Origin of the sequence: Streptomyces hawaiiensis (genome assembly GCF_004803895.1) — a bacterium.
Classification (GTDB): domain Bacteria; phylum Actinomycetota; class Actinomycetes; order Streptomycetales; family Streptomycetaceae; genus Streptomyces; species Streptomyces hawaiiensis.
In genome coordinates this window covers 459,054-484,536 of record NZ_CP021978.1, presented here as the reverse complement: position 1 = coordinate 484,536, position 25,483 = coordinate 459,054, and the positions used below count along the sequence as shown (strand labels likewise).

23 protein-coding genes and 1 pseudogene are annotated in these 25,483 nt (G+C 74.2%); 16 read left to right on the top strand and 8 right to left on the bottom strand.

The window, feature by feature from the left end; all coding sequences use genetic code 11:
* Positions 1–175: 175 nt before the first annotated feature.
* The 10 genes from CEB94_RS02290 (at position 176) to rfaE2 (ending at position 10,721) form a co-directional block, all read left to right on the top strand.
* Positions 176–703 carry a hypothetical protein gene (locus CEB94_RS02290; protein WP_175430547.1) on the top strand — a complete coding sequence of 176 codons (528 nt, stop codon included), beginning with the start codon at positions 176–178 and terminating at the stop codon, positions 701–703.
* Positions 704–913: 210 nt separating this feature from the next.
* Positions 914–1,888 (top strand): NAD-dependent epimerase/dehydratase family protein, encoded by a 975-nt coding sequence (locus CEB94_RS02285; RefSeq protein ID WP_175430546.1) that lies wholly within the window; start codon positions 914–916, stop codon positions 1,886–1,888.
* Positions 1,889–1,952: 64 nt separating this feature from the next.
* Positions 1,953–3,629 carry a carbamoyltransferase family protein gene (locus tag CEB94_RS02280; RefSeq protein WP_175430545.1) on the top strand — a complete coding sequence of 559 codons (1,677 nt, stop codon included), beginning with the start codon at positions 1,953–1,955 and terminating at the stop codon, positions 3,627–3,629.
* A complete protein-coding gene (locus CEB94_RS02275; protein WP_175430544.1) occupies positions 3,626–4,699 on the top strand; it encodes a glycosyltransferase family 2 protein in 1,074 nt (357 codons plus the stop codon). The genes CEB94_RS02280 and CEB94_RS02275 overlap by 4 nt, the downstream gene beginning before the upstream one ends.
* Positions 4,696–5,304, top strand: coding sequence for a D-glycero-alpha-D-manno-heptose-1,7-bisphosphate 7-phosphatase (locus CEB94_RS02270; RefSeq protein WP_175430543.1), 609 nt, complete (start codon positions 4,696–4,698; stop codon positions 5,302–5,304). Before CEB94_RS02275 ends, CEB94_RS02270 begins: the two co-directional genes overlap by 4 nt.
* Positions 5,301–6,362 (top strand): glycosyltransferase family 9 protein, encoded by a 1,062-nt coding sequence (locus tag CEB94_RS02265; protein WP_175430542.1) that lies wholly within the window; start codon positions 5,301–5,303, stop codon positions 6,360–6,362. Before CEB94_RS02270 ends, CEB94_RS02265 begins: the two co-directional genes overlap by 4 nt.
* Positions 6,359–7,324 (top strand): glycosyltransferase, encoded by a 966-nt coding sequence (locus CEB94_RS02260; RefSeq protein ID WP_175430541.1) that lies wholly within the window; start codon positions 6,359–6,361, stop codon positions 7,322–7,324. The genes CEB94_RS02265 and CEB94_RS02260 overlap by 4 nt, the downstream gene beginning before the upstream one ends.
* On the top strand, positions 7,321–8,598 hold the full coding sequence (locus CEB94_RS02255) for a glycosyltransferase (protein ID WP_175430540.1): 1,278 nt from the start codon (positions 7,321–7,323) through the stop codon (positions 8,596–8,598). The genes CEB94_RS02260 and CEB94_RS02255 overlap by 4 nt, the downstream gene beginning before the upstream one ends.
* A 93-nt stretch (positions 8,599–8,691) precedes the next feature.
* The gene (locus CEB94_RS02250; protein WP_175430539.1) at positions 8,692–9,327 is read left to right on the top strand and encodes a D-sedoheptulose-7-phosphate isomerase; all 636 of its coding nucleotides are present in this window, start codon (positions 8,692–8,694) and stop codon (positions 9,325–9,327) included.
* Positions 9,324–10,721 carry a D-glycero-beta-D-manno-heptose 1-phosphate adenylyltransferase gene (gene rfaE2, locus CEB94_RS02245; RefSeq protein WP_175430538.1) on the top strand — a complete coding sequence of 466 codons (1,398 nt, stop codon included), beginning with the start codon at positions 9,324–9,326 and terminating at the stop codon, positions 10,719–10,721. The genes CEB94_RS02250 and rfaE2 overlap by 4 nt, the downstream gene beginning before the upstream one ends.
* 64 nt (positions 10,722–10,785) lie before the next feature.
* On the opposite strand, the gene CEB94_RS02240 is transcribed toward rfaE2, so the two are convergent.
* The 4 genes from CEB94_RS02240 to CEB94_RS02225 form a co-directional block, all read right to left on the bottom strand.
* Positions 10,786–12,036, bottom strand: coding sequence for an MFS transporter (locus CEB94_RS02240; protein ID WP_175430537.1), 1,251 nt, complete (start codon positions 12,034–12,036; stop codon positions 10,786–10,788).
* A 358-nt stretch (positions 12,037–12,394) separates the two neighbouring features.
* Entirely contained in the window at positions 12,395–12,958 is a 564-nt protein-coding gene (locus tag CEB94_RS02235) for a hemerythrin domain-containing protein (RefSeq protein WP_175430536.1), read from the bottom strand.
* 75 nt (positions 12,959–13,033) lie between these two features.
* Entirely contained in the window at positions 13,034–13,567 is a 534-nt protein-coding gene (locus tag CEB94_RS02230) for a DoxX family protein (protein ID WP_175430535.1), read from the bottom strand.
* Positions 13,568–13,631: 64 nt separating this feature from the next.
* The gene (locus tag CEB94_RS02225; protein WP_246111687.1) at positions 13,632–14,810 is read right to left on the bottom strand and encodes an amidohydrolase; all 1,179 of its coding nucleotides are present in this window, start codon (positions 14,808–14,810) and stop codon (positions 13,632–13,634) included.
* Positions 14,811–15,293: 483 nt separating this feature from the next.
* Between CEB94_RS02225 and CEB94_RS02220 the strand changes: the two genes are divergently transcribed.
* From CEB94_RS02220 to CEB94_RS02195, 6 genes and pseudogenes are all read left to right on the top strand, one after another.
* Positions 15,294–16,757 carry an aminotransferase class I/II-fold pyridoxal phosphate-dependent enzyme gene (locus CEB94_RS02220; RefSeq protein ID WP_175430533.1) on the top strand — a complete coding sequence of 488 codons (1,464 nt, stop codon included), beginning with the start codon at positions 15,294–15,296 and terminating at the stop codon, positions 16,755–16,757.
* A gap of 160 nt (positions 16,758–16,917) precedes the next feature.
* Positions 16,918–17,106 carry a hypothetical protein gene (locus tag CEB94_RS02215; protein WP_175430532.1) on the top strand — a complete coding sequence of 63 codons (189 nt, stop codon included), beginning with the start codon at positions 16,918–16,920 and terminating at the stop codon, positions 17,104–17,106.
* 21 nt (positions 17,107–17,127) lie between these two features.
* Entirely contained in the window at positions 17,128–17,823 is a 696-nt protein-coding gene (locus CEB94_RS02210; RefSeq protein ID WP_175430531.1) for a hypothetical protein, read from the top strand.
* Positions 17,820–18,782: a DUF6895 family protein gene (locus CEB94_RS02205; RefSeq protein ID WP_175430530.1), complete on the top strand. Its 963-nt coding sequence runs from the start codon at positions 17,820–17,822 to the stop codon at positions 18,780–18,782. The genes CEB94_RS02210 and CEB94_RS02205 overlap by 4 nt, the downstream gene beginning before the upstream one ends.
* Positions 18,779–19,695 (top strand): annotated as a pseudogene (locus CEB94_RS02200) (DUF6895 family protein). The gene CEB94_RS02205 and the pseudogene CEB94_RS02200 overlap by 4 nt, the downstream one beginning before the upstream one ends.
* Positions 19,692–20,963 (top strand): serine hydrolase domain-containing protein, encoded by a 1,272-nt coding sequence (locus tag CEB94_RS02195; protein ID WP_246111686.1) that lies wholly within the window; start codon positions 19,692–19,694, stop codon positions 20,961–20,963. Before CEB94_RS02200 ends, CEB94_RS02195 begins: the two are co-directional and overlap by 4 nt.
* Positions 20,964–21,024: 61 nt before the next feature.
* Here the strand turns inward: CEB94_RS02195 and CEB94_RS02190 are convergent, their stop codons facing one another.
* The 4 genes from CEB94_RS02190 to CEB94_RS02175 form a co-directional block, all read right to left on the bottom strand.
* Entirely contained in the window at positions 21,025–22,392 is a 1,368-nt protein-coding gene (locus tag CEB94_RS02190) for a carbohydrate-binding protein (protein WP_175430529.1), read from the bottom strand.
* Between the two features lie 146 nt (positions 22,393–22,538).
* The gene (locus tag CEB94_RS02185) at positions 22,539–24,203 is read right to left on the bottom strand and encodes an alkaline phosphatase D family protein (RefSeq protein WP_175430528.1); all 1,665 of its coding nucleotides are present in this window, start codon (positions 24,201–24,203) and stop codon (positions 22,539–22,541) included.
* Positions 24,204–24,429: 226 nt separating this feature from the next.
* On the bottom strand, positions 24,430–25,194 hold the full coding sequence (locus CEB94_RS02180; protein ID WP_175430527.1) for a metallophosphoesterase family protein: 765 nt from the start codon (positions 25,192–25,194) through the stop codon (positions 24,430–24,432).
* Positions 25,191–25,478 carry a BON domain-containing protein gene (locus tag CEB94_RS02175; RefSeq protein ID WP_175430526.1) on the bottom strand — a complete coding sequence of 96 codons (288 nt, stop codon included), beginning with the start codon at positions 25,476–25,478 and terminating at the stop codon, positions 25,191–25,193. Before CEB94_RS02175 ends, CEB94_RS02180 begins: the two co-directional genes overlap by 4 nt.
* Between the last annotated feature and the right edge of the window lie 5 nt (positions 25,479–25,483).

Genomic DNA, 25,483 nt, shown 5'->3' with positions numbered 1-25,483 from the left:
CGAAACGAGGCGTCGCCGCTCCCGGCGCCGCTCGACGGGGCGCACGGGCTTGGCGCCGGCGGCCGGTGTGGCAGAGGCCACGTCCTGGAGGAGGCCCCGATCACGTCCGGGTGCGGGAAGCGGCGGTTACCGTCTACGACCAGATCCCCGCTCCCTTCCCCCGGACGGCCCGGCAGTGCACGCAGATCTCTCCCCTGTCATCGCGGCGACCGCCCAGTGGCTGACCCGCGCCTTCCCCGCCTCCGGCGGCGCGCTGGCCTCCGCCCTGTGCGAGGTCCAGGCCCGCCAGGCCGTGACGGTCGCGGCCTGGCTGAGGTACCCGACGGCGATGGACGCGGCCCTGCTCGGCATGGCCGGACCCGGCGGCTCAGGGCGGCTGGACTGGGTCACCGGCGCCGACGCCGCCCTCGGCGACGACATGGACGCCCACGCCTGGCGCACCTGGGTTGACGAGGTCGTGGCGAGCTGGGCGGCCTGCCTTCTCACGGACCCGGAGCTGGCCGCCCGGGCGGTGACGGCGCTCGCCGACGGGAGCCACAGCACCGGGTCACAGGCGGAGTTCCGCCGGCTGACCGCCCCTGACGACGGCGACCGGAAGGCCGCCGCCCTGCTGCGCCACCCCGACCTGCTCGCCCCCGTCGCCGACCTGCACCAGGACCAGCTGCTCGACCGCCTGAACCCGGGCCGCACGCTGATCGCCTGACGCACCCGCGGTCGTCCCGCCGACTGCGCGGACAGCCCGTCAGCCGCTCTCCTCACCCTCCGTGACTCACCGGTTTGCCGTACGCGACCGTGCCGTGCCCGCACGGTCGGCGGAGGCTGAGCGTGGGCCCGACGGCCCTCCGGCCCGCGTTCGCCGGACCGAGGCGCAGCCGTCGTGCCGCGCACCGCCGCCGACGGAGGAGAGACCGACATGACCACCGCCCTCTCACGGAACTGGGAACACGCCGTCGTCACCGGCGGCGCCGGGTTCGTCGGCTCCCACCTGTGCGCCACCCTGCTGGACGCGGGCGCGGCCGTCACCTGCGTGGACGACTTCAGCACCGGCCGGGCCGAGAACATATCGCCGCTGCTCGAACAGCCCGGCTTCACGCTCGTCCAGGCCAACGTCACCGAGGGCCTGCGGATCAAGCGGCCGCCGGACCTCGTCCTGCACTTCGCCTCGCCGGCGTCCCCGGCGGACTACCTGCGCCTCCCGCTGCACACCATGGAGACCGGCAGCCTCGGCACCCGCAACGCCCTGGAACTCGCGCACTCCTCCGGCGCCCGCTTCGTCCTCGCCTCGACCTCCGAGGTCTACGGCGACCCGCTGCAGAACCCCCAGGACGAGCGCTACTGGGGCAACGTCAACCCCGTCGGCCCGCGCAGCGTCTACGACGAGGCCAAGCGCTTCGGCGAGGCACTGACCACCGCCCACGCCGACGCCCAGGGCACCGACACCTGCATCGTGCGGCTGTTCAACACCTATGGCCCCCGGATGCGCGGTCACGACGGACGCGCGGTGCCGACCTTCGTCCGGCAGGCCCTGGCCGGCGAGCCCCTCACCGTGACCGGCGACGGCCGCCAGACCCGGTCGCTGTGCTACGTCGACGACACCGTGCGGGGCATCCTCGCCGCCGCCGCCCACGGCATGCGCGGCCCCGTCAACATCGGCAACCCCACCGAGATCACCATGCTCGACCTGGCGCGCCTGGTCGTCGAGCTCGCCGAGTCCTCCTCGCAGATCCGCTACATCGAACGCCCGGTGGACGACCCGGCCGTGCGCTGCCCGGACATCACCCTGGCCCGCGACAAGCTCGGCTGGGACCCACAGGTGCGCGCCGAGGAGGGGCTGCGGCGCACGATCACCTGGTTCCGCGAGACCAGTGAGACCAGTACCGAGGAGTGACCCCGCCCGGGCACCCCGCACCGCCGCGTCCGGATCTCCCGACCGCCGAAAGGCCCGTCTCCCCATGCGCATCCTCGGAATCAACGCCCTCTTCCACGATCCCGCCGCCGCCCTGGTGATCGACGGACGGACCGTCGCCGCCGCGGAGGAGGAGCGGTTCTCCCGGCGCAAGCACGGCAAGAGGCCCCTGCCGTTCTCCGCCTGGGAACTGCCCGAGCAGGCCGCGTCCTGGTGCCTGAAGCGGGCCGGGCTGCGCCCGCAGGACCTCGACGCGGTCACCTACTCCTTCGACCCGGCGCTCGCCCGCCCGGCCGAGGACATGGGCCTGGACGACCCGTGGGACCACCTCCGGCTGACCTACGCCCGTGAGGCGCCCGGCTTCCTGAAGACCGCCCTGCCCGGCCTCGACCCCGGCCTCGTCCGCTTCGTCCCGCACCACATGGCGCACGCCGCTTCCAGCGCCTTCGCCGCTCCGGACGCCCAGAACTCCTCCGTCCTCGTCCTCGACGGCCGCGGCGAACGCGCCTCCCACCTGGCCGCACGCCGCGTGGGCGACCGCCTGGAGGCGCTGCACGCCCAGGACCTGCCGCACTCGCTCGGCCTGGTCTACGAGGAACTCACCGAACACCTCGGCTTCCTGCGCTCCTGCGACGAGTTCAAGGTCATGGCCCTCGCCTCCCACGGCAGGCCGCGCATGCGCGCCGAACTGCGCCGCCACGTGTACCCCACCGGCGACGGCGGCTTCCGCGCCACCGGCGTGCCCTGGCACGAGTTGTGCGCGCCCCGCGGGCCCGACGAACCGTGGACGCAGGACCATGCCGACGTCGCCGCCAGTGCCCAGGGCGTGCTGGAGGAGACCCTGCTCGACCTGGTGCGCTGGCTGCACGGCCGGACCCACGACCGCGTGCTCACTCTGGCCGGCGGCGTGGCCCTCAACTGTGTCGCCAACTCCCGTATCGCCCGCGAGGGCCCCTTCTCGCGGGTGTGGGTGCAGCCCGCGGCGGGAGACGCCGGGACCGCCCTGGGCGGCGCCCTGCTGCTGTCCGCCGTGGAGGGCGACCAGCCGGAGGCCATGGCCGGCGCCGACCTCGGCCGGGAGTGGTCCGACGCCGAGCTCGGCGCCTGGCTGAAGACCGCGGCCGTACCCTTCGAACGGCCCCCGGACATCGCCGCGACCGTCGCCCGCGCCCTGGCGGACAACGGGATCGTCGCCTGGTTCCAGGGCCGCTCCGAGTACGGCCCCCGGGCCCTGGGCCACCGCTCTCTGCTGGCCCACCCCGGGCACGCGGGCAACCTGGAACGGCTCAACGACGTCAAGGGCCGCGAACAGTTCCGGCCCGTCGCCCCCATGGTCCTCGCCGACCGCGCCGCCGGCCTCTTCGACGGCCCGCTGCCGAGCCCCTACATGCTGTTCGTGCACGACGTGGCGCCCGCCTGGCGGGACCGCATCCCCGCCGTCGTCCACGTCGACGGCACGGCCCGCATCCAGACCGTCGACCCGGACCGCGAGCCCCTGGTCGCCCGGATGCTCGGCGAGTTCGAGCGGCTCACCGGGCTGCCCGTGGTCGTCAACACCAGCCTCAACACCGCCGGCCGGCCCATGGTCGACGACCCACGCGACGCACTGGAGTGCTTCGGCTCCTCGCCCGTCGACCTGCTGGCCATCGGCCCGTACGCGATCCGGCGCGGCGACCTCTTCGGTACCGACTCCCGCAGCGACGACGCCGGAGGCCCCCGATGACCGCACCCGACGCCCTGGCACGCGACGCCGAGTACGCCGTCGTGATTCCGACCCTGGGCCGGCCCAGCCTGGGCGCCTGCCTGCACGCCCTCGCCGAGGCGACCGGGCCGGGCCCGGTCCGGGTGGTCCTCGTCGACGACCGGCCCGGCGCGCCCCGGACCGCCCTCACCGCCGACGTCCCGCCGTCCCTGCGCGCGCGCACCGTCGTCGTGCCCGGCGGGGCGCGCGGACCGGCCGCTGCCCGCAACCTCGGCTGGCGGGCCGCCGGTGACGTGCCCTGGATCGTCTTCCTCGACGACGACGTCGTCCCCGGGCCCACCTGGGGCGACGACCTGACCCTGGACCTGTCCGCGGCCACCGAGCGCACCGCCGGGATCACCGCCCGCATCGAGGTGCCCCTGCCCGCCGACCGGCGCCCCACGGACTGGGAACGCAACACGGCCGGACTCGCCGGCGCCCGCTGGATCACTGCCGACATGGCCTACCGCAGGGCCGCGCTGGTGGCCGTGGGCGGGTTCGACGAACGCTTCCCGCGAGCCTTCCGCGAGGACGCCGACCTCGCCCTGCGCGTGCTCGACGCCGGCTGGACGCTCACCGGCGGCCGGCGCATCACCACCCACCCCGTACGGCCCGCCGGACGCTGGATCTCCGTCCGGCTTCAGGCCGGCAACGCCGACGACGTGCTGATGACCCGGCTGCACGGCCGTCACTGGTGGCGCCGGGCGGAGGCACCCCGCGGGCGCCTGCCCCTGCATCTGGCCGTGACCGGAGCGGGGGTGACCGCGCTAGGCTGCGCCCTGCTCGGCCGGCAGCGGGCTGCCGCGGCCTTCGCCGCCACGTGGCTGGCCGGCACCACCGAGTTCGCCCTCGCCCGGATCCTGCCCGGGCCGGGCACCCGCGACGAGGTCCTCACCATGACGGTGACCAGCGCCCTCGTCCCGCCCGCCGCGACCTGGCACTGGCTGCGCGGACGGCTCGTGCACCGCAAGGCCCGGCCGCACACCGCGTTCGGCAGCGGCGAGCCGGCGACAGCGCCCCGCCCGGCGGTCCGGGAACGGCTGCGGTCATGACGGCGCCCCTCGGGCCCTGGCTGCTCCCCGGGGACGTGCGGCGACGCCCGCACGACCCGGGCGGTCCGCTGCCCGCGGCCGTCCTCTTCGACCGTGACGGCACGCTCGTCGCCGACGTGCCCTACAACGGCGACCCCTCGCGCGTCGCGCTCATGCCCGGCGCCCGGGAGGCCGTGGACGCCGTGCGCGCCGCCGGGGTGCCCGTCGGGGTCGTGACCAACCAGTCGGGCGTGGCCCGGGGCCTGCTGACCCGCCGCGAGGTGGAGGACGTACGGCTGCGGGTGGAGGAACTGCTCGGGCCGTTCGCCGTCTGGGCCGTGTGCCCGCACGGACCCGGGGAGGGCTGCGACTGCCGCAAACCGGCACCCGGACTGATCCTGGCCGCGTGCCGCCGGCTCGCCGTGCCGCCCGAACGCACCGTGGTGATCGGCGACATCGGAGCGGACATGGCGGCCGCGCGTGCGGCGGGGGCCCGCGGGGTGCTGGTTCCCACGGCCGTCACCCGGGCCGAGGAGGCCGGGGATGCCGAGGTCACGGCACCGGACCTGCCGACGGCCGTGCGTCTCGTCCTCGGCCCGGCTGTGCAGGCACGGGAGCCGCGATGACCCCCACCCGCCTTCCCCGCACCCTCGTGGTCCGCCTCGACAGCTCCGGAGACGTGCTCCTCGCAGGACCCGCCGTACGGGCCGTCGCCGCCGGATCCTCCTATACCGCGCTGCTCTGCGGACCCCAGGGCGCCCCGGCCGGGCGGATGCTGCCCGGCGTCGACGACGTGCTGACCTACGACGCCCCCTGGGTCGGTCTCGAGCCGCCGCCGGTCACCCGGGCGGCCACCCGGCAGCTGATGGAGACGCTCACGGCGGGCCGCTTCGACCGGGCGCTCGTGCTGGTGTCGTACCACCAGAGCCCGCTGCCGGTCGCCCTGCTGCTGAAGCTGGCCGGGATCGGACGGACCGCCGCCGACTGCGAGGACTACCCGGGCGCGCTCCTCGACCTGCGGCACCGCAGAGGGCCCCACCGTCACGAGGCCCTGGCCGCCCTCGACCTGGCCCACGCCGCGGGTTTCCCGCTCCCACCCGGCGACGACGGCCGGCTGCGCGTCCTTCCGCCGCCGCACACCACCCACCTCACGGGCCCCGAACCGTACGTCGTCCTCCACCCCGGCGCGGCCGTGCCCGCACGGGCCTGGACCGCGGGCCGGGCGGCACGGGCCGTCGCCGCGCTGTCCGCGGCGGGGCACCGTGTGGTCGTCACGGGCGGGCGCGCCGAGCGTGAGCTGACCGCACGGGTCGCCGGGCGGCACGCCCTGGACCTCGGCGGTGCCACCGATCTGCCGCAGCTGGCCGGAGTCCTGGCCGCGGCCCGGGCCGTGGTCGCCGGCAACACCGGCCCGGCGCATCTCGCCGCCGCCGTGGGCACACCCGTCGTCAGCCTCTTCGCGCCGGTCGTACCCGCCGACCGCTGGGCCCCCTACGGCATACCGCACGTCCTGCTCGGTGACCCGCAGGCCGCGTGCGCGGAGACCCGGGCCCGGCACTGCCCGGTGCCGGGGCACCCCTGCCTCGACGGCATCGGCGACGCCGAGGTGCTCGCCGCCGTGGCGGCCCTCACGGACCGCCCGGCGGACCGGGGAGAACAGACCGAACGAGGAGCGGCCGTATGAACATCCTGCTGTGGCACGTGCACGGCTCCTGGACCACCGCGTTCGTCCAGGGCCCGCACACCTACCTCGTCCCCGTCACCCCCGACCGCGGCCCGGACGGCCTCGGACGGGCCCGCACCTTCACCTGGCCCGCCTCCGTACGCGAAATCACCCCCGAGGAACTCGGCGACACGCCTGTCGACCTGGTCCTTCTCCAGCGGCCGCACGAGGCGGCGCTGGCCGAACGCTGGCTCGGCGGGCGCCGCCCCGGCCGGGACGTGCCCGCGGTGTACCTGGAGCACAACGCGCCCGACGGCGCCGTGCCCGACACCCGGCACCCGTGCGCCGACCGCGACGACCTGACGCTCGTGCACGTCACGCACTTCAACCGGCTGTTCTGGGACTGCGGCACCACCCGCACCGAGGTGATCGAGCACGGCATCGTCGACCCGGGCCACCGCTACAGCGGCCGGCTCGCCCGCGCCGCCGTCGTCGTCAACGAACCCGTCCGGCGCGCCCGGCACACCGGCACGGACCTGCTGCCCGCCCTCGCCGAGGCCGTGCCGCTCGACGTCTTCGGCATGGGAACCGAGGGCCTGGCCGGACACCTCGGCCTGCCGGCCGACCGCTGCCGCACCGCCGACCTTCCTCAGAGCGAGCTGCATACGGCCCTGGCCGAACGCCGCATGTACCTCCACCCGGTGCGCTGGACCTCCCTGGGCCTGTCCCTGCTGGAGGCCATGCACCTGGGCCTGCCCGTGCTGGCGCTCGCCACCACCGAGGCCGTCGAGGCGGTCCCGCCCGGCGCCGGCACCCTGACCACCCGCCCCGACGTCCTGGCCCGCGCCGCCCGCCGCTACCTGCACGAACCCGAGGCCGCGGCCGCGGACGGGGCCCGCGCCCGCCAGGCGGCCCTCGAACGCCACGGGCTCAAGCGCTTCCTGGCCGACTGGGAGCGCCTGATCACGGAGGTGTGCTCATGACCCCGACCGTCAGCCCCTTCCCCAGCGGGCCGCTCGGCGGCGACCCGCTCGACCCGGGCGTCCTCGCGATCGCGCTCGTCTCCGAGCACGCCAGCCCCCTCGCCGCACTCGGCGGAGTCGACGCCGGCGGGCAGAACGTCCACGTCGCCTGCCTCGCCGGCGCACTCGCCGACCGAGGCCACCGCGTCACCGTCCACACCCGGCGCGACTCGCCCGACCTGCCCTGCCGAGTGGAGCTGCGCGACGGCGTCGAGGTGCACCACGTACCCGCCGGGCCGGCCGAGCCTCTCCCCAAGGACGCGCTCCTGCCGCACATGGACGACTTCGGCCGCCACCTCGCCCGCGGCTGGCGCACCCGCGCCCCCGACGTCGTGCACTCCCACTACTGGATGTCGGGCCTGGCCGCACTGCGCGCGGCCCGCGAGCACGGCCTGCCCCTGCTGCACACGTACCACGCCCTCGGCACGGTGAAGCGGCGGCACCAGCGGCTCGCCGACACCAGCCCGCCGGAGCGGATCCCCGGCGAGATCGAGATCGGTCTCGGCTGCGACCGCGTCATCGCCACCTGCCGGGACGAGGCCCACGAACTGGCCCGCATGGGCATCCCCCCGCACCAGGTCGGCATCGTGCCGTGCGGCGTCGACACCGACCGGTTCACCCCGAAGGGCCCGGCCGCGCCGCGCGGACCGTACCGGCACCGGCTGCTCCAGCTGGGCCGGCTCGTGCCGCGCAAGGGCGCCGCGGTGGCCATCGCCGCGCTGGCCCGGCTGCCCGAGACCGAGCTGGTCGTGATCGGCGGGCCGCCCGCGGACCGGCTCGACGACGACCCGGAGGTGCGGCGGCTGCGCGGCATCGCCCGGGACGCCGGCGTCGCCGACCGGGTCCGCTTCGTGGGCGCCGTGCCCAGCGAGAAGGTGCCGGCGCTGTTGCGCTCCGCCGACGTGGTGGTGTGCCCCGCCGACTACGAGCCGTTCGGCATCGTTCCGCTGGAGGCCATGGCCTGCGGCGTGCCCGTGGTGGCCAGCGCCGTCGGCGGGCAGCTGGACACCGTCGCCGACCCGGGCACCGGACGGCTGGTGCCGCCCCGCGACCCCGAGGCCCTCGCCCGCGCCGTCGCCGGACTGCTCGCCGACCCGGCGGCCCGTGCCGCCTGCGGTGCGGCAGGCCGCCGGCGCGTCCTGAGCCGGTACGGCTGGGGCCAGGTCGCCGCGGCCACCGAGGCCGCCTATTGCGAGGTCCTTGACAGCGAGACCGCCGCGACCGGCGCCGGCTGACCCCGCCCGCAGGTCGCCGACGTCCGCAGCCGCCCGAACTCCCGAAGGAGGTGTGGGTCCGCCGCCGTCCCCACGGCGGCTCGCCCGATCCGTATGAGCGAACCCGCTGCACACCCCGCCCTTGATGCCGCGCGACTGCACTGCCGGTCACTGGAGGAAGCCCTCGGACGGTTCCGCGAGCACGGTCTTCACCGGGTCGCGGACTGGGGCGGCCGCCTCGCCGACGTCCTCACCGGCGGCGGCCGGCTGCTCGCCGCGGGCAACGGCGGCAGCGCCGCCCAGGCCCAGCACCTCACCGCCGAGCTGGTCGGCCGCTACCGCCAGGAACGCCGCGCGTACTCCGCGCTCGCCCTGCACGCCGAGACGTCCAGCATGACCGCCATCGGCAACGACTACGGCTTCGACCACGTCTACGCCCGTCAGGTCACCGCCCACGGCCGCCCCGGCGACATCCTGATCCTGCTCTCCACCTCGGGCCGCAGCCCCAACCTCATCGCCGCCGCCGTGACCGCGCGCCAGGCCGGACTGCGCGTGTGGGCCCTGACCGGCCGCGGACCCAACCCTCTCGCGGAAGCCGCCCACGAAGCCCTGTGCATCGACGCCGGCAGCACCGCGAACGTCCAGGAGACCCATCTCGTCGCCGTCCACCTGCTCTGCGAGTGCTTCGACACGGCCGTGTCCACGCCGCTGACGCAGCGCGCGATTCTCACCCACGGGAGCACGTCATGACCGGCCCCCACCCTCTCGTCGTCGTGGGGGACGTCCTCCTCGACGAGGACATCGAAGGCGTGTCCACCCGGCTTTCCCCGGACGCCCCCGCCCCGGTCGTCGACGTCACCGGCGACCGCCGCCACCCCGGCGGAGCCGGTCTGGCCGCCGCCCTCGCCGCCCGCGGCGGCCGGGACGTGGTCCTGGTGACCGCGCTCGGCGACGACGACGCAAGCGAAGCGGTACGACGCGGCCTGCGCGGCCGGGTCCGGCTGCTGGAGATCCCGCTGGACGGCACCCTGCCGGTCAAGACCCGCGTCCTCGCGGGCGGTCGGCCGGTCGTCCGCATCGACCGGGGCGGCGGCACCCCCGGCGAACCCGGTGACGCGGTCCGTGACGCCCTGGCCGACGCGCACGCCGTCCTGGTCGCCGACTACGGCCGGCACACCGCGGGCGCCCTGCGGCCGCTCCTGGAGGACGCCGCCCGCCGCACGCCCCTGGTGTGGGATCCGCACCCCCAGGGCGACCCGCCCGTGCCCGGAGCCCGGCTGGTCACTCCCAACGCGGCCGAGGCCCGGGCCCTTCACCCCGGCTCCGCAGGGACCACGCTGGGCGCGTACGCCGAGAGGGGCGCCCGTCTCGCCGAGCGCTGGCGTGCTGCCGGTGTCGCCGTCACCCTCGGCGAGCGCGGGGTGCTGCTGGTCCGGCCGGGTTCCGGCACCCCGATGCTGGTCCCGGTGCCCTACCGGGCCGCCGGGGACCCATGCGGCGCGGGCGACTGCTTCGCCGCCACGACGGCGGCGGGTCTCGCCGACGGCCTGTTGCCCGAGGAGGCGCTGCAGCGGGCCGTCGCCGAAGCGGCCGCGTTCGTCGCGGCGGGCGGCGCGGGCGACCCCGACCTGTGGCGGACCGAGCCCGGGCCCGGCCCGGCGGACGAGCCCGCGACCGACGCGTTCGGCCTCGCGGAGAGGGTCCGGGCCCGAGGCGGCACCGTCGTCGCCACCGGAGGCTGCTTCGACCTGGTGCACGCCGGTCACGTCGGTCTGCTGGAGAGCGCCCGGCGCATCGGCGACTGCCTCATCGTGTGCCTGAACTCCGACGCGTCCGTCGCCCGCCGCAAGGGCCCCGGCCGCCCGCTCAACCCGGTGGCGGACCGGGCCCGCGTCCTGGCCGCGCTCGGCAGCGTCGACGCCGTCGCGGTCTTCGAGGAGGACACCCCGGAGGCGGTACTGGCCCGGCTGCGGCCGGACGTGTGGGTCAAGGGTGGCGACTACTCCGTCCAGGACCTGCCCGAAGCGCAGGTGCTGCGCGGCTGGGGCGGCCAGGCGGTGGTCCTGCCCTACCTCGACGGCCGCTCCACGACCCTGCTGGCCCGCCGGGCGGCGATGGCGGCGCAGGGGGCGCTGCGGCGGTAGGGGGCCACACGGGGCCGGAGCGGTGCGGCCCGCGTGTCGAGGGCCGCCCTCGGGCGGAGTCCGCTCAGGCCGCCGGGCTCAGCACCGGCTGACCCGGCACGTCGTGCTCCTCCGTGCGGAGCACCACCGGCGACACGGCCCGGCGCTGCCGCAGCAGGGAGCCCGCCCCGATCGCGCCGGCGATGAGCAGCCCGCCGGTGACGAGGGCGCCGCGGGGCCCGGCCAGCTCCATGAGGAGGCCCAGCGCGGGCGGCCCGCCCAGGCCCCACACGGTGCCGATGCTGCCCCACACGCCCAGCACCCGTCCCCGCAGATGCGCAGGCGGGTCGGTCTGCAGGACGGCCGTACCGGCGGTGTCGGAGATCGACTCCACCACGGCCATCGGCAGCACCAGCGCGATCAGCACGGCCAGCGACGGCGACACCCCCGCCATCGCCTGCAGGAGGCCGCCAGCGGCCGCCAGCGCGCCGACGAGCCGCACCGACGGACGGCGCAGCCGGGCGCCGAGCACCGCGCCGAGGATGCCGCCGACGGCGAGCACGGTCGACACCGTGCCGAAGGAACCGGCGCCTCCCGCGAGCGGCCCGGTGACGAGCACGGCCAGCGTGAGCCCGTAGTTACGGCCGAACACGGAGCTGATGCCGGTCACACCCGCCAGCGCGACGAGGCGCGGCCGCCGTACGAAGTAGGCCAGCCCCTCCCGCACGGTCAGGTCGGGACCGGTGTTCTTCGAGGCCCGGTGGTTCCGTTCCTGCGCCCGCGCCGCACCGGCGGCCGGGCGCAGGAAGGGGATGACCGAGGCCACGAACAGGAACGACAGCCCGTTGCCGAAGTACGCGACGGACGTGCCGAGAAACCCGACCGCCACACCGGCCAGGGCCGCTCCCACCAGCCTGCCCGCCTGGTGCACCAGCGCCCCGACCCCGATGGCCGAGGGCACGTCCTCCGCCGGCACGAGGTCGTTGCCCAGCAGCGCGCACGCCGGGTTGTCCACGGTCGCGACGACACCCGTGACGGCGGCCAGCACCATCAGTGAGGTCATGTCGATCCGGTCCAGCGCCACGAGGACGGCCGTGGTGAACGCGATCGCGCCGAGCACCGCCTGGCTCACGGCTGCCGTGAGCTTGCGGGGCCAGCGGTCGACGGCGGCCCCGCCCAGCACGCTGATCAGCAGCGCCGGGGCGGCCTGCACGGACATGGACAGCCCCGTCGCGGCGGCGGACCCGGTGATCTCCAGGACCAGCAGGTTCTGCACGGTGAGCTGCATCCACGTACCGGCGTTCGACACGAAGTTCGCGACGGACCACCAGCGCATGCTGCGGTACCGCAACGACCGCCAGGGCGAGCGGGAGGCAGGCAGGGCAGGGGCGGGTGAAGGGAAGGAAGACACAGTGCGGTACTCGAAGACGAGTCGGGGGACTCAGCAGAAGGGGGACGAGGGGGCGGGGCACACCGGCCGCGCTGCGCGGTGGCTCCCCTCGACGGGTACGGCGCCGACCATCGTGGCAGAGGGGACCGGAGAAGCGGTTCCACCGCACCTTGATCCGCCGTCCCCCGCCTCCCAAACGCCCTGACGCGCAAGGGCCTTGAGACCACAGTGGGGTTGATCACACGCACACGGAAGCGGGGCCCGTCGCCCTCGGCGACGGACCCCGCTTCCGTGCGGTGGCCGCCTACTCGAACTTGCCCCGGCCGCTCAGCGCGTCACGCAGCCGGTCCACCATCCCGGTGCCCGGAGCCAGGAGCTTGTTGGCCGGAGGCTTGTCGGGGGCCGCCGGGTGGGGCCGGGTCGGTGCGGTCTTCTTCGCCTTGCGCACCTTGTCGCCCAGCTCGTTGAGCGCGTCCATCGGACAGGCCTGCCGCAGCCGCGGGAACAGGTTGCCCTCCTCGTCGGCGATGTGCGAGCGGATCTCGCTCATCAGCATGCCCATCAGCCGGTCGAAGTCGGCGTCGCCCGCGTCACAGCCCTCCAGATCCTTCATGATCTGCTCGGCCGTGGCGTGATCCTGGAGCTCCTGATCGGCGAGGGCGTCCCCGCCCGCCACATGCTCGCGTACGGCCGGGTAGAGGTAGGCCTCCTCGGCCACCGAGTGCCGTACGAGCTCCATCGTGACCTGGTCGGCGTACACCTTGCGGTCCTGGTGGCCGGACGGCAGTGCCTCGATCCTGCCGAACATCTCCTCGACCTCGCGGTGATCGGTCACCAGCTCGTCGATGACGTTTCCTCCGTGTCCCATGTCCTTCACCTCCAGCGCTCGGGTCCCCCCGGCCTCAGGGGGCTAACGTGCGGCCGCCGGTGCCGTGCCGGCGGCTCAGGCGGGGAGCTTGGCCCGGACGCGCCCGGCCGCGGCGGCCGGCCGTGCGGTGGCGCGGACGGAGCGGCGCACCAGACCCGCGTCGCGCCGCAGCCCGCGGGCGGCGTGGGTGCCGCGCCACACCACCGAGGGGCGGGCGCCGGTGTCGTCGGCGGCGATCAGCAGCCCGCCGAGCATGGACAGGTTCTTGAAGAAGTGGATGCGCTGCTGTGCCCGCTCCTCGGGATCCTCCGCCTCCCAGAAGCGGTGCCCCGCCAGCGTGGTGGGCACCAGCGTGGCCGCGATGGCCAGCGCGGCCGGACGCGGCACGCGCCCGGTGGCCAGCATCAGCCCCGCGACGACCTGCACGGCGCCGCTGAGCCGTACGACCTGCTCGGTGTGGTCCGGCAGCGCCGAGATGCGCTCGGTGACCGGTTGGACGACAGGCTCGGCGGCGTCGGCGACCTGTTTCGGATCGCGGACGGAGTTCATGCCGCCCGTGAGGAACATCGAGGCCAGCATGGGGCGGCCGAGCACTCGCAACAGACTCATGGGCCCTCTCCAGAGAGTCGGTGGGTACAGCGCTCGCCGGGTTCCCCAGGCGGAGCCGAACCACTCACACCGCCCGGTGCCGCGCCCACGCCTTCTCGCGCAGCTCCCCGGACAGCAGGACGTCGGCGGCGGTACAGGCGAGGGCCTGAGTCGCGGCGAGGAGCACCTCGCGGGCCCGGGGCGAGGCGGCCGCCTCGGCGAACTCCGGGGTGTGGTCGGAGCCGTCCTCGCCCGTGATCGCGACGAACGGGTGGATGGCGGGCACCCGCGTGCTGACGTTGCCGATGTCGGACGAGCCCAGGTACACGCCGGGCGTGGGCGGTGACAGCGGGATCCCGGCCCGGGCCAGGTGCGCGGCGAACCTGTCGGACAGCACTTCGCTGTCCCGGAAGTGCTCGTAGCGCACGGTGGCCCGTTCCACCTCGGCGGTGGTGCCGGTGGCCCGGGCCACCCCCTCGGCGCACACGCGCAGCCGCTCCGTCAGGTCCTCCAGCGCCGTCGTCGTGGCCGCGCGCACACCGAACAGGCCCTCGGCGTACTCCGGGACGATGTTCGTGGCCGTGCCGCCGTGCGTGACGATGCCCTGTACGTGCGAGCCCTCCGGCAGCCGGCGCCCCAGCACGGCCAGCACGTTGAACAGCTCCACGAGCGCCGCCAGCGCGTCGACGCCCTCGGTGGGATTGCCCGTGGGGTGGGCGGCCCGGCCGTGGAAGGCCACCCGGTACTGCACCTGCGCGGTCAGCGGCGCCCGCGCCCAGCTGTACACCCCCGGGTGGAACATCAGCGCCGCGTCGACGTCGTCGAACACCCCGGCCTCCACCTCGACGGCCTTGCCGCCGCCACCCTCCTCGGCGGGCGTGCCGACCGCCAGCACCGTCCCGTCGGACGGCTGCGGCATGGCGGCGGCCACGGCCAGCGCGGCGCCCAGCCCGGCCGCCGCGATGAGGTTGTGGCCGCACGCGTGTCCGAGACCGGGCAGGGCGTCGTACTCCATCAGCAGCGCCACCGCCGGCCGGCCCCGGCCCCAGCGGGCGGTGAACGCCGTCGGCATCCCCGCCACGCCCCGCTCCACGGCGAAACCGGCGTGTTCCAGCTCGCCCGACAGCAGCGCGGCCGCCCGGTGCTCGGCGAAGGCGTGCTCGGGTTCGGCGTGCAGGCGCCGGGCGACGCCCCACAGCGCGTCGGCCCGGGCCGCCACCTCCTCACGGATGGCCTGGTGTACGAGGTCAGGCGTGCGGGTCACGGGGTCTCCTCGACGTCGGGGGCGGTGCGCGGACCTGGGGCTGGTGCGCGGCCCCGGGCGGGTCATTACCGGAGCCGGTCTGCCTCGCCGGTGCGAGTCGCCCGACCCATGTTTGTCTGCCTGGCCGGAGTCGGTCTCCCGGCCGGTGGGACTGCTCGGCCGGAGTGGGCCTCCCGTCCGGGCCGGTTCGTTGTACGGGAGTGGGTCTCCCGACCGGTGTGGGACTGCTCGGCCGGAGTGGGCCTCCCGTCCGGGCCGGTTCGTTGTACGGGAGTGGGCCTCCCGCCCGGGCCGGTCCGTTTCGCCCGCGCGGGCCTTCCCGCCGGTGCCGCTGTGTTCCCGTGCCGGGTTTCACCGTCCGCCGCCGCGACACCCGTCGCGTTTCGATCGGGGCCCGGGGCCAACACGGTCGGAGTACCCGCCGGGACACGACAGCGTGGACGCCGCGGCGGCGGCTCGGGCGGGCCGGACTCGGGAGGACCCATGGACCACTCGCGTGTGCCCGTCCTGGAGGCGCTGGAGGACTTCCGGCGCCGCGGCGACATCGCCTACGGCCCACCCGGTCACAAGCAGGGCAGGGGAGTGGACCCGCGGGTGGCGGAGATCGTCGGCCTCGACGTGTTCCGCTCGGACGTGCTCTCGCTCAACGGGCTCGACGACCGCCGTCAGTCGCGGGGCGTGCTGAGCCGGGCCCAGGAGCTGATGGCCGACGCGGTCGGCGCCGAGCACGCCTTCTTCTCCACCTGCGGCAGTTCCCTGTCCGTGAAGACCGCCATGCTCGCCGCGCCCGGACCGGGCGAGAAGCTGCTGCCGTCGCGCAACGCCCACAAGTCCGTCGTCGCGGCCGTCGTCGTCAACGGCGTCGAACCGATCTGGGTTCACCCGAAGTTCGACACCGAACGGCACCTGGCCCACCCGCCCGAGCCCGACGACGTCCGCCGGCGCCTCCAGGAGCACCCGGACGCCAAGGGCATGCTGCTCATCACGCCCACCGACTGGGGTTCCTGCGCCGACATCGCGGGAGTGGCCCGGGTGTGCCACGAGTTCGACGTGCCCGTCATCGTCGACGAGGCCTGGGGCGCCCACCTGCCGTTCCACCCCGGTCTGCCGGCCTGGGGCATGGACGCCGATGCCGACCTGGTGGTGACCAGCGTGCACAAGATGGGCGGGGCCATCGAGCAGAGCTCCGTCTTCCACCTCCAGTACGACCGGGTGTCACCCGAGGCCCTGAAGCAGCGGGAAGACCTTCTCGGCACCACCAGCGCCTCCTCCCTCGTGTTCGCCACGCTAGACGGCTGGCGCCGCCAGATGGTCGAACAGGGGCACGACTTGCTGGAGACGGCGCTGCGCCGCGTCGGGCGCATCCGGGCGGCGGTCGCGGAGCTGTCCGGGCTGCGGCCGATGGGCCGGGAGATCGTGGAGGAGGGGCTCGCCGCCGACCTCGATCCGCTCAAGCTCGTGATCGACGTACGCAAGCTCGGCGTGAGCGGGATGCAGGCCGCGGAGTGGCTGCGCACGCACCGCCATGTGGACGTCGGCGGCTCGGACACCTGCCGGATCAGCGCCTCGATCACCTACGCCGACGACGACGAGACCGAGGAGGTCCTGCTGGACGCCCTGCGCGCGCTCGTCATGCACGCGGACTCGATCGAACGGCGCCCGCCGGTCCGGCTCCCGGAGCCCTCGGCGCTGGAGCTGGAGCAGGCGATGCTGCCCCGAGAGGCGTTCTTCGCCCCGGTCGAGCACGTGCCCGCCGAACGGGCCGCGGGACGGATCTCCGCGGAGATGATCAGCCCCTACCCGCCGGGCGTCCCCGCGGTGGCACCCGGTGAGGTGATCACCGACGAGATCCTGGACTACCTCCGCAGCGGCGTGGAGCACGGTGTCCTGATCCCGGACGCGGCCGATTCCTCCGTGCGCACCGTGCGGGTCGTGGCGCGAGGCTGAGCACATGTGCCGTTTCGGCGGCAACTACCACAAGCGTGATAACTCATGCGCTAGATGTTGAACAAGTGACGCAAATAAACTCCTGGGTAAGTTGGCATGATTTGTCCCCATCAGGTGCACTAGAGGGGAAAGCATCCGCTTCAGTCAAGGAGATGGTGCAATGACTGCCACCGAAAAGGTCACCAAGGAACTGACGGGCATCCAGAGTGCCGACATCGAGGCTGCACTCGACCCGGCAGAAGCCGACGGCATCTACCGCGACAGCCGCGAGTGCGCCGCACTTGCGCTGTTCAAGGGTGGTTACGGTCTGCTTCTGTCGCCGCCCACCCCGCGCCCCAAGAAGGGCTAGTGAACCGACAGGAGTAACCAGATGGAGCAGTCAGGCACTTCGTCCCTCTTGCAGGGCGCGGTGCAGGACCTCGCTTCCGGTGTGGTCTCCGCTCTTCGGAGCGGAGACCACGCTCGTGCGGCCGCCCTGGAGCGGGCCGACGTGGAAGCGGAGGGCCTCGCGCCGGCGGCCGTACGTGTGCTGGGAGCCGACGCGTTGCTGCCGAGCACCCTTTGCCACACCCCGCCCCTGCCCGACGACCTCGCCGTGTTCCGGAAGGCCGTGGAGGCCTACCCGCCCGGAGACGACGCCGCCCCCACCGTCCTGTGGAGCCACTGGGCCATGCGGCACACGCTGCGGCGGCTCGACCCGGGCTACGTGGGCGGTCCGCAGCAGGAACCCGACGCCGCCTGGCTGGAGGGCGCGACCTGGCAAGTCCTGACACACCAGCTCGCGGTGCTGGCCGCCCTCGCCGTCCCGGGCGAGGACTGCGCGGTGGCCCGCGCGGCCGGGCACCGTCCGGTCGACGTCGCCCGGGGCTTCGTGCGCGCCGTCCGCCGCAGGGACTGGCGACAGGCGGCCGGCGCCGGACGCTGGCTGACCCTGCTGGAGGGCGTACCGCAGACGCTGGGACTCGAGAACGGCCTGGACTTCGTGGAGCTGATGGGTGGTCAGGACCCGCTCGTGGCTCTGCAGGTGAGCGCGGCACGGCTGACGCGGGCGGGAGCGTTCGTGTGAGGGACACACGGGGGACACGGCAGGTGGCCGAGGACGCGCTGGCGTGGGTGTCGGCACATCGCGCGCAGTTCGCGCTGGGCGAGGACGCGCTGGCCGCCGACGGACAGGTGAACCGCAGCTGGAAGCCGCTCGGGGAACTGGCCCAGGTGTGCGCGACCGTGACCCGGCATACCGCGCCCCCGGATCCGCTCCACGCATGCGCGGCCGACCTGATGACCTTCGCGTGGCAGGAGACCGGCAGGGGCGAGCTGTTCATGCGCCTGCAGCGGCTGGAGCCCTTCGCGACATACCCCTTGGAGGTGTACGCCGCCATGGCCGCGGCGGGCCTGCGGCACCCGGGGTACGAGGCGGCCACCGCCATGGTGGCCCGCACTCGCGGCTGGCAACTCACCGAGCAGGAGCCCACCCGGCGGCTCGGTGTCCTGAACGCCGAGGTACGCAGCGGCATCCGGGAACATGACGCGATGCCGAAGGCGCTGCAGCGCACCTGGCTGGCCGGGTTGCCCGAGCCCTGGACCTTCGAGCAGTCCTCCGGCTACTCCCTCACCCACGTGGTCTTCCACCTCACCGACTGGGGACGCGCCGGGACCGGGAACGTGCCACCGGACCTGGCCGAGTACCTGGCCGACTGGCTGCCGCCCTGGCTCGACACCTGTCTGGACGCCGGGATGTGGGACCTCGGCTGCGAGCTGCTCGCCGTGGCGGCGAGTCTGCCCCTGCTGCCCGAACGCGCCGTCCTCCAGGAGGCCTGGACGCGCGTCGCGGAGGTACAGCACCCCTCCGGCGCGATCCCGGAGTCGGGGACCGGAGCCCATCACGACAGTGGACCGGACTTCCTCTCCCACTACCACCCCACCCTCATGGCCGCCTTCGCGGCGACCCTGACCACCGGGCGTCTCGACGACGAGGCCCGGGCAGCCACACACCACCGGCCCGGCGGACAAGGAGTGCTGGGATGACCGACACCCGCCTGATCCACAACGTCGGAGCCGACGCCCTGGAATGGCTGTGGGCCCACCGTGACGGATTCCAGCTGGAACCCGATGTCGACCCGGAGATCGGCTTCCTGGAGCGCTTCAAACCCATCGGCGAACTGGCCATGATCTGCAAGGTGCTGTTCCGTGAGGGTGTCGCGGGGTCGCGCCAGGCGCAGCTGGCCAGACAACTCCTCGACCACGCCTGGCGCGAGACGCTGGACGGCGGCCGCATGCTGGTCCGGGGGCAGCTCACGGAACCGATCTCCCCCATCCCCTTCGAGGTGTACCTGCCCTTCAAGGAACTCGGTTACAGCCAGCCGGAGGTGGAGCGGGCAGCCGTCCTGAACCACCGGCTGGACAGCTGGGCGGCGTTCGAGGCGACCCCCACCCGGCGGCTCGGCCTGTCCGCGTTCCAGCGCCGATTCGGTCTCCCGCCCCGGCCGGCGGAGTCCGAACTGAGGGGCACGACCTGGCTGGCGCGCACCCCGAGCCCTGGACGGTGGAAGGGCATATCGCCTACGACGTCACGCACAACGTGTTCCACCTGACCGACTGGGGGGAGAGGCCGGACGCTCTGCCGCCCGCCACCGCCGACTACCTCGCGACCTGGCTGCCGGTCTGGATCGACGACTGGCTGGACCTGGAACGCTGGGACCTGCTCGGCGAACTACTGGTGGTCGACGCCTGCCTGCCCCAACCCACCCTGGACGAACGGGCCTGGGAGGGCTTCGCCGCAGCACAGCAGCCCGACGGCGCGATGCCCGCCCTGCGGACCATGCCCGAGGGGGCCCCCGACGAGGTGTTCGACATCGTCTACCACCCCACTCTGGTCGCCGCCTACGCCTCCGTGCTGGCCACATCCCGGTCCTTGTCCCTGCTGGCCGAGGCCTCATGACGCCCCGGCGGCACACGCCCTGGCCGGGTGAACCGCTCGACGACGCCGAGGCTCCGGCCCTGCGCGCCACGCCGGCGGAGGAGTCCTCGGCCGTACGCCACGCGCCGAGGGACGAGGGCCCGGCGGCCTCGCGCGACACACCGGTGGGCCGGACACCTGCCCCGCATGACGTGCCGCCGGATGAATCCCGGCACCTCCGCGCCCCGCTCGCGGCGGCGGGGCCTGTCCCGCGCGTCCCGTCGCCGGAGGTTTCCCCGGACGACGACCCGCTCGTCGAGCGGCTCGCTGACGCCGTCACCGCATCCGACGCCCCGGACGTGGTGTTCGCCCTCTCCCGGCACGGCCGCCGCAGCATCATGAGCGGCGGCACCGCCCTGCCCCCGCCGCTTCCCCGCCAGAACCTGCGTTACGAGATCGGCTCGGCGTCGAAGACGTTCACCGGTCTGCTGCTGGCCCGGCTGATCAGCAGCGGCCGGCTGTCCGGCGGTGAACCGGCCGCCGCCTTCCTGGGCGGGGGGCGGCCGTCAGGTGCGAACCCGGTGACGCTCGCCCACCTGATCACCCACACCTCCGGACTGCCCGCCCTGCCGACCGGGTTCTTCCTCCGGGGCCTGCCCGCCTGGACAACCAACCCGTACGCCCGCTTCCCGGACGCCCGGGTCGTCGACGCCTTCCTGCGGCACCGGCCGCGCCACCGCCCCGGTACCCGGTGGCGCTACTCCAACTACGGCGTCGCCGTACTCGGACACGCACTCTCCGCCGCGACCGGCACACCCTGGGAGGACCTGCTCACCGACCAGGTGCTGCACCCCCTCGGCCTGGACGGCACGACCCTGCGCGCGGACGACTCCGGTCTGGACGCCCTCGGGCACGGACGGGACGGCGTGTCACCCGTGCCCGCCTTCGACGCCGGAGGCTTCCAGGCGGCGGGTGCCGTACGGGCCACGCCGCACGACCTGCTCACCTTCCTCGAGGCCCATCTGGACCCGACCGGCGTGGCACCGCGCCTCGCCCCCGCCTTGCGGGCTGTGCGCCGGCCCGTGCTCCGCAGGGGCATCGGGCACCGGCACGTCCACACCATTGCCTGGTTCCGTCACCCCACGGACGGCGGGCCGATGTACTTCCACAGCGGCGCGACCCTCGGCCAGCAGGCGTTCCTGGGCTTTCGCGCCGACACCGGCACGGCCCTGGCCGCGGTGTGCACCCGCCGCTTCCGGGCCCACGAACCCTTCCTGGCCGCCGCGTACGCGCTGCTGGCACAGGAGTAGCGGGCACCGCCCGGCGCCGACGGCATCTGCCGCGCCGGCGCCGGACAACCCTGACCCTTCGTCATGCCCGCCGCCACAGGGCCGGAGTGCGGGTGGGCGCCCACGCGCTCTGGGCCTGGTGGGTCTGCAGGCACCGGTAGCGCACACCCGCGTGGGTCACGGTGGCGCCGGCCTCGTAGACACGGCCCGCGGCCCACGCCCGCGCGGCATTGCCCTGCGGTGCCGGGGTTTCGGCGGCAACGGTCTTCAGGGTGAGGCCGAAGTCGTTGAGCAGCGCATTGATCGGCTGGTAGAAGGTGGTGCCGCCACTCGTGCAGTCGCCCGTACCGCCGGAGGTCACGCCCTGCGCCTGGACGCCCGCGACATAGGGCCCGCCGGAGTCGCCGGGCTCGGCGCACACCGTCGTCCGGGTCAGCCCGTCGACCCTGCCCTCGGCGTAGCTGACGCTGGTCTCATGCTGCTCGATCTTGCCGCAGTGCCACCCGGTGGTGGAGCCGGAGCGGCAGACGGCGGCCCCGACGAGCGCCTGGACCGAGCCGGTGATCTGCACCTTCTGGTCACCCTCGACCTTCACGTTCGCGGTCGTGGTCCACTGGTCGTTGACGGCGACCCACGACATGTCCTTGCCCGGGAACGTGGAAGCCTGGAACGTGCCCTGCTCCGCCTTGTCGAAGCCGGTCGTCCGGTCGCCCTTCTTGCCGCAGTGGCCCGCCGAGGCGAAGCCCTGCTGGTCGCCCTTGGTTACGGAGAAGCCGATGGAACAGCGGGCGGCGTTGTTGATGTGGTAGGCGTCGCCGCCCGTGATGTCCGCCATGAGGCGTGGCCGGTTCGCCGTCACCTTGACGCCCACGCTTCTGCCGTCGAGGCCCGCGGCCTTGACGAACGCGGCGGCCGCGGCCTTGGTCCTGGCCTCCACGGCGACCCGGTTCGCCGGGACGTCGACGTACCACAGGGGTGTGTCGCGGGTGCTGACGCGGGCCGCCGCCCGGTCCAGCTTCTTCTTCGCGACCATCAGTTCGCGCAGCGTCTTCTTCACGACAGCCGCCTTGGCGCCCTGGGCCTTGATGGCGGGCACGTCCGCGGCGTCGGTGGTCGCCACCACGAGTTCCTGCGATGTCGTGCCGCGCAGCCAGGCCCCCGCGAAGCGGTTGCCCAGCGCGTTGTGCAGCAGCCCCGCCCGGGTGCCCGCCTCCGCCTCGTTGACCAGCCGCCGGGAGGCCTGAGCCGGGGTCAGCCCGAGGTCGCGCTCCAGGGCGCGCAGCAGCGCAGGCGACGGCCGGTGGGCTCCGAGGGTCTGGGCGGCCGAGGGCAGAGGCCCTGCGGGCGGTGCCGGCTCGGCCGCCACGGCGGACGGGATCCCTGTGGCGACGAGCGCGCCGATTGCGGTCAGCGCCGCCCGGCGGCCGGCCACGGCATGTCTGTGGGCCATGTCGATGTGTCTCCTTCGGTCGCGGTGAAACTGTCGGCCAGGCCATAGGCCTTGCCGGAGCGGGCCCGGAGTGATGTCCCGGGCCGCCCCGTTCGTGCTGTGGCGCGGGGAGGGGCGCCATGTGCAGTACTGCGGATACCGGCGCGTCACGCTGACTTCAGGCCGGGCGATCCCACCTCCGTGACGAAGGACGCGGACGTCGAGATGGTGCCCTCGGGCGTGTTGATGGCCGAGACGGTCCGGAAGTCGGCCTGGGCGTTCTCGCGGCCCAGCTCGACCCGGACATAGCCGCGCCGGCCGTCGTAGTACTTCATGTGGGGGTTGGCCTTCATGTACGTGTCCCAGTTGTCCGGCTTCTTGCTTCCGTTCCCGCCGCTGGCGACGGAGGTGCAGGTGAGCTCCGTGCCCAGCGTCTTGGACTGCGGGTCGTCGAAGTCGTCCTTGAGGTCGAAGGCGTAGCCGACGTGGACGTCGCCGGTGAGGACCATCCAGTTGTCGATGCCGGCAGCCTTCGCGCCCGCCATGACCCGGTCACGGGAGGCCCGGTAGCCGTCCCAGGCGTCCATGGAGACCCGGGCCGGCGCCGTCAGGTCGAACTTGCGCTGGGAGAAGCACACCTGCTGGGGCATCACGTGCCACAGCGCGTCGGAGTCCCGCCAGCCGTCCAGTAGCCAGCGCTCCTGAGCGGCACCGGTGAGGGTACGGGCCAAATCGTCCGACTCGGGTCCCGGCGCGTGCGGCCGGTCGTCGTAGGCCTGGTCGGAGCGGTACTGGCGGGTGTCGAGGATGTCGAACTGGGCGAGCGATCCCCAGGTCAGCCGACGGTACAACCGGGCGTCGGGCCCGTTCGGCAGCTGCTCGGCGCGCAGCGGCTGGTTCTCCCAGTACGCCCGGTAGGCGGCGGCCCGTCGTACCAGGAACTCCTCCGGAGCACTGCCCTTCTCGTCGTGGGGACCCGCGTAGTTGTTCTCCGTCTCGTGGTCGTCCCAGGTGACGACGAACGGATGCCGGGCGTGCGCGGCCTGCAGGTCCGGGTCACTCTTGTAGAGCGAGTAGCGCAGCCGGTAGTCCGCGAGCGTGGTCGTCTCGCGGTTGAACACGTCGGGCAGCTTGCGGTCGGTGTAGCGGCGGGCCCCGCCGGCGGAGTCCACGGCGTACTCGTACAGGTAGTCGCCGAGGAAGAAGACCACGTCGACGTCCTCCTGCGCCAGATGCCGGTGGGCGGTGTAGTAGCCGTCCTGGTAGGCCTGGCAGGCGACGGCGGCCAGCCGCAGGCGGGAGGTGTCACTGCCCGGGGCGGGGGAGGTGCGGGTGCGGCCCACGGGGCTGATCCAGGAGCCCACCCGGAACCGGTAGTAGTACTCACTGTCCGACCTCAGGCCCTTGACGTCGACGTGCACGCTGTGGGCGTACTCGGGGTGGGCTGTGGCGGTACCCTCCTGCTCGACGATGACGAACCACTCGTCCGCGGCCACTTCCCAGGCGACGGCGACCCGCTCCTGGCCGAGGCCGCCGTCCTCCGCGAACGGCTGGGGCGCGAGCCGTGTCCAGAGCAGCACCGAGTCCGGCAGCGGGTCCCCGGAGGCCACGCCGAGGGTGAACGGGTTGTCGGTGATCCGGGCCGCGTCGAGTTCGCGAACGGCGGTGGCGCCGCGCGCCGGCCGGTTGGTGCTGAAGGCGAGCATCGCGGCGGCCGCCGTGACGGTCAGGAAGCGACGGCGGGCGACGTGCGGCACCGCGCTGCGCAGCACGGCGTCATGCGGGGAGAAGGCGTGCTCGCAGGGTGGCTTTTGACGGCCCGTCAGCGCCATCTGATGTCCTCTCGTACGGGGCACGTGCGCCCCGGGCGGACGCCTGGGGACATCGCCGACGTGCGGAGCGCGGAGTTCGCATGCTAAGCAGACAAAATGCCTGAAACGGGCACGACGTGCGGAGGGTTCACACCACAGGCGGTACACGGGCGGTTCGGTGCGCCAGGCGGCGCGCAACGAAAACGCCGCCGGCGAGACGCCGGCGGCGGAGAGGGAAAACCCTGACTCAGGGGAGCTGTTGTGTGGCGGCACCGGTTGCGGCGGGCTCCCGGACCGGCAGGTGGTAGACGTGGAAGGCCCGTCCGATGACCGGCTGGGCGACGTTGCGCACCCGCACACCGCCGCTGGTCATGCCGTGTTCGGTGCCGGCATGCGCGTGCCCGTGCACCGCGAGGTCGGCACCGGCGGTGTCGATCGCCTCGGCCAGCAGATAGCTGCCCAGGAACGGGTAGATCTCCAGCGGCTCGCCCGCCAGCGTGTCCGCGACGGGGGAGTAGTGGGTCAGGGCGATCCGCGCGTCACAGTCCTCCTCACCCAGTTGCTCCAGGGCGGTCCGCAGCCCGTCGGCGCACCGGCGTGAGTGCCGGACGAACTCCTTCATGACCGGCTCGCCGAACTCCCCCGCGCAGCGGCCCACGAAGCCACCGCCGAACCCCTTGGTCCCGGCGACGCCGATCCGTGCCCCGCCGCTCTCCACGACCGTGGCCTGCCCTTCCAGGACGTGGGCGCCCGCGTCCCGGAGGATGGCCGCGACCTCGTCCGGGCGGTCGTCGTGGTGGTCGTGGTTGCCCAGGACGGCGACGACCGGAACGGCGAGGTGCTGGATCTCGCAGGCGACCACCCGCATCTCCTCGGGCGTGCCGTGCCGGGTGAGGTCCCCGGCCAGCAGCAGGAGGTCGGCGCACTCGGGCAGGGTCTCGAAAGCGGGGCGGAGCACGCCCTGGCTGTCGGGCCCCATGTGGATGTCCCCGACGGCTGCGACGCGGATCATGAGAGTTCCTCCGCGTGGTCGGGGGAGGACGCCTCGGTGACCACGAGGTCGCTGTGCACGGGGAATCCGGCGAGCTCCTCGTGGACGGTGCGCACGATCTCGTCGCGGCAGGGCGCCGACGGCACGGTGCCGGTGACCAGTACCGTCCGGCCGCGGGCCTCGACCCGTACGCCCAGTTCACCGAGCTCGCCGGAGGCGAGGCGGTCCTGGAGGTGGGCGATGCGGTAGTCCAGATTCTCGGCCGGCGGCCCGCCGCCCGCGTCCAGTGAACCGGGGGTGCTCATGGGTG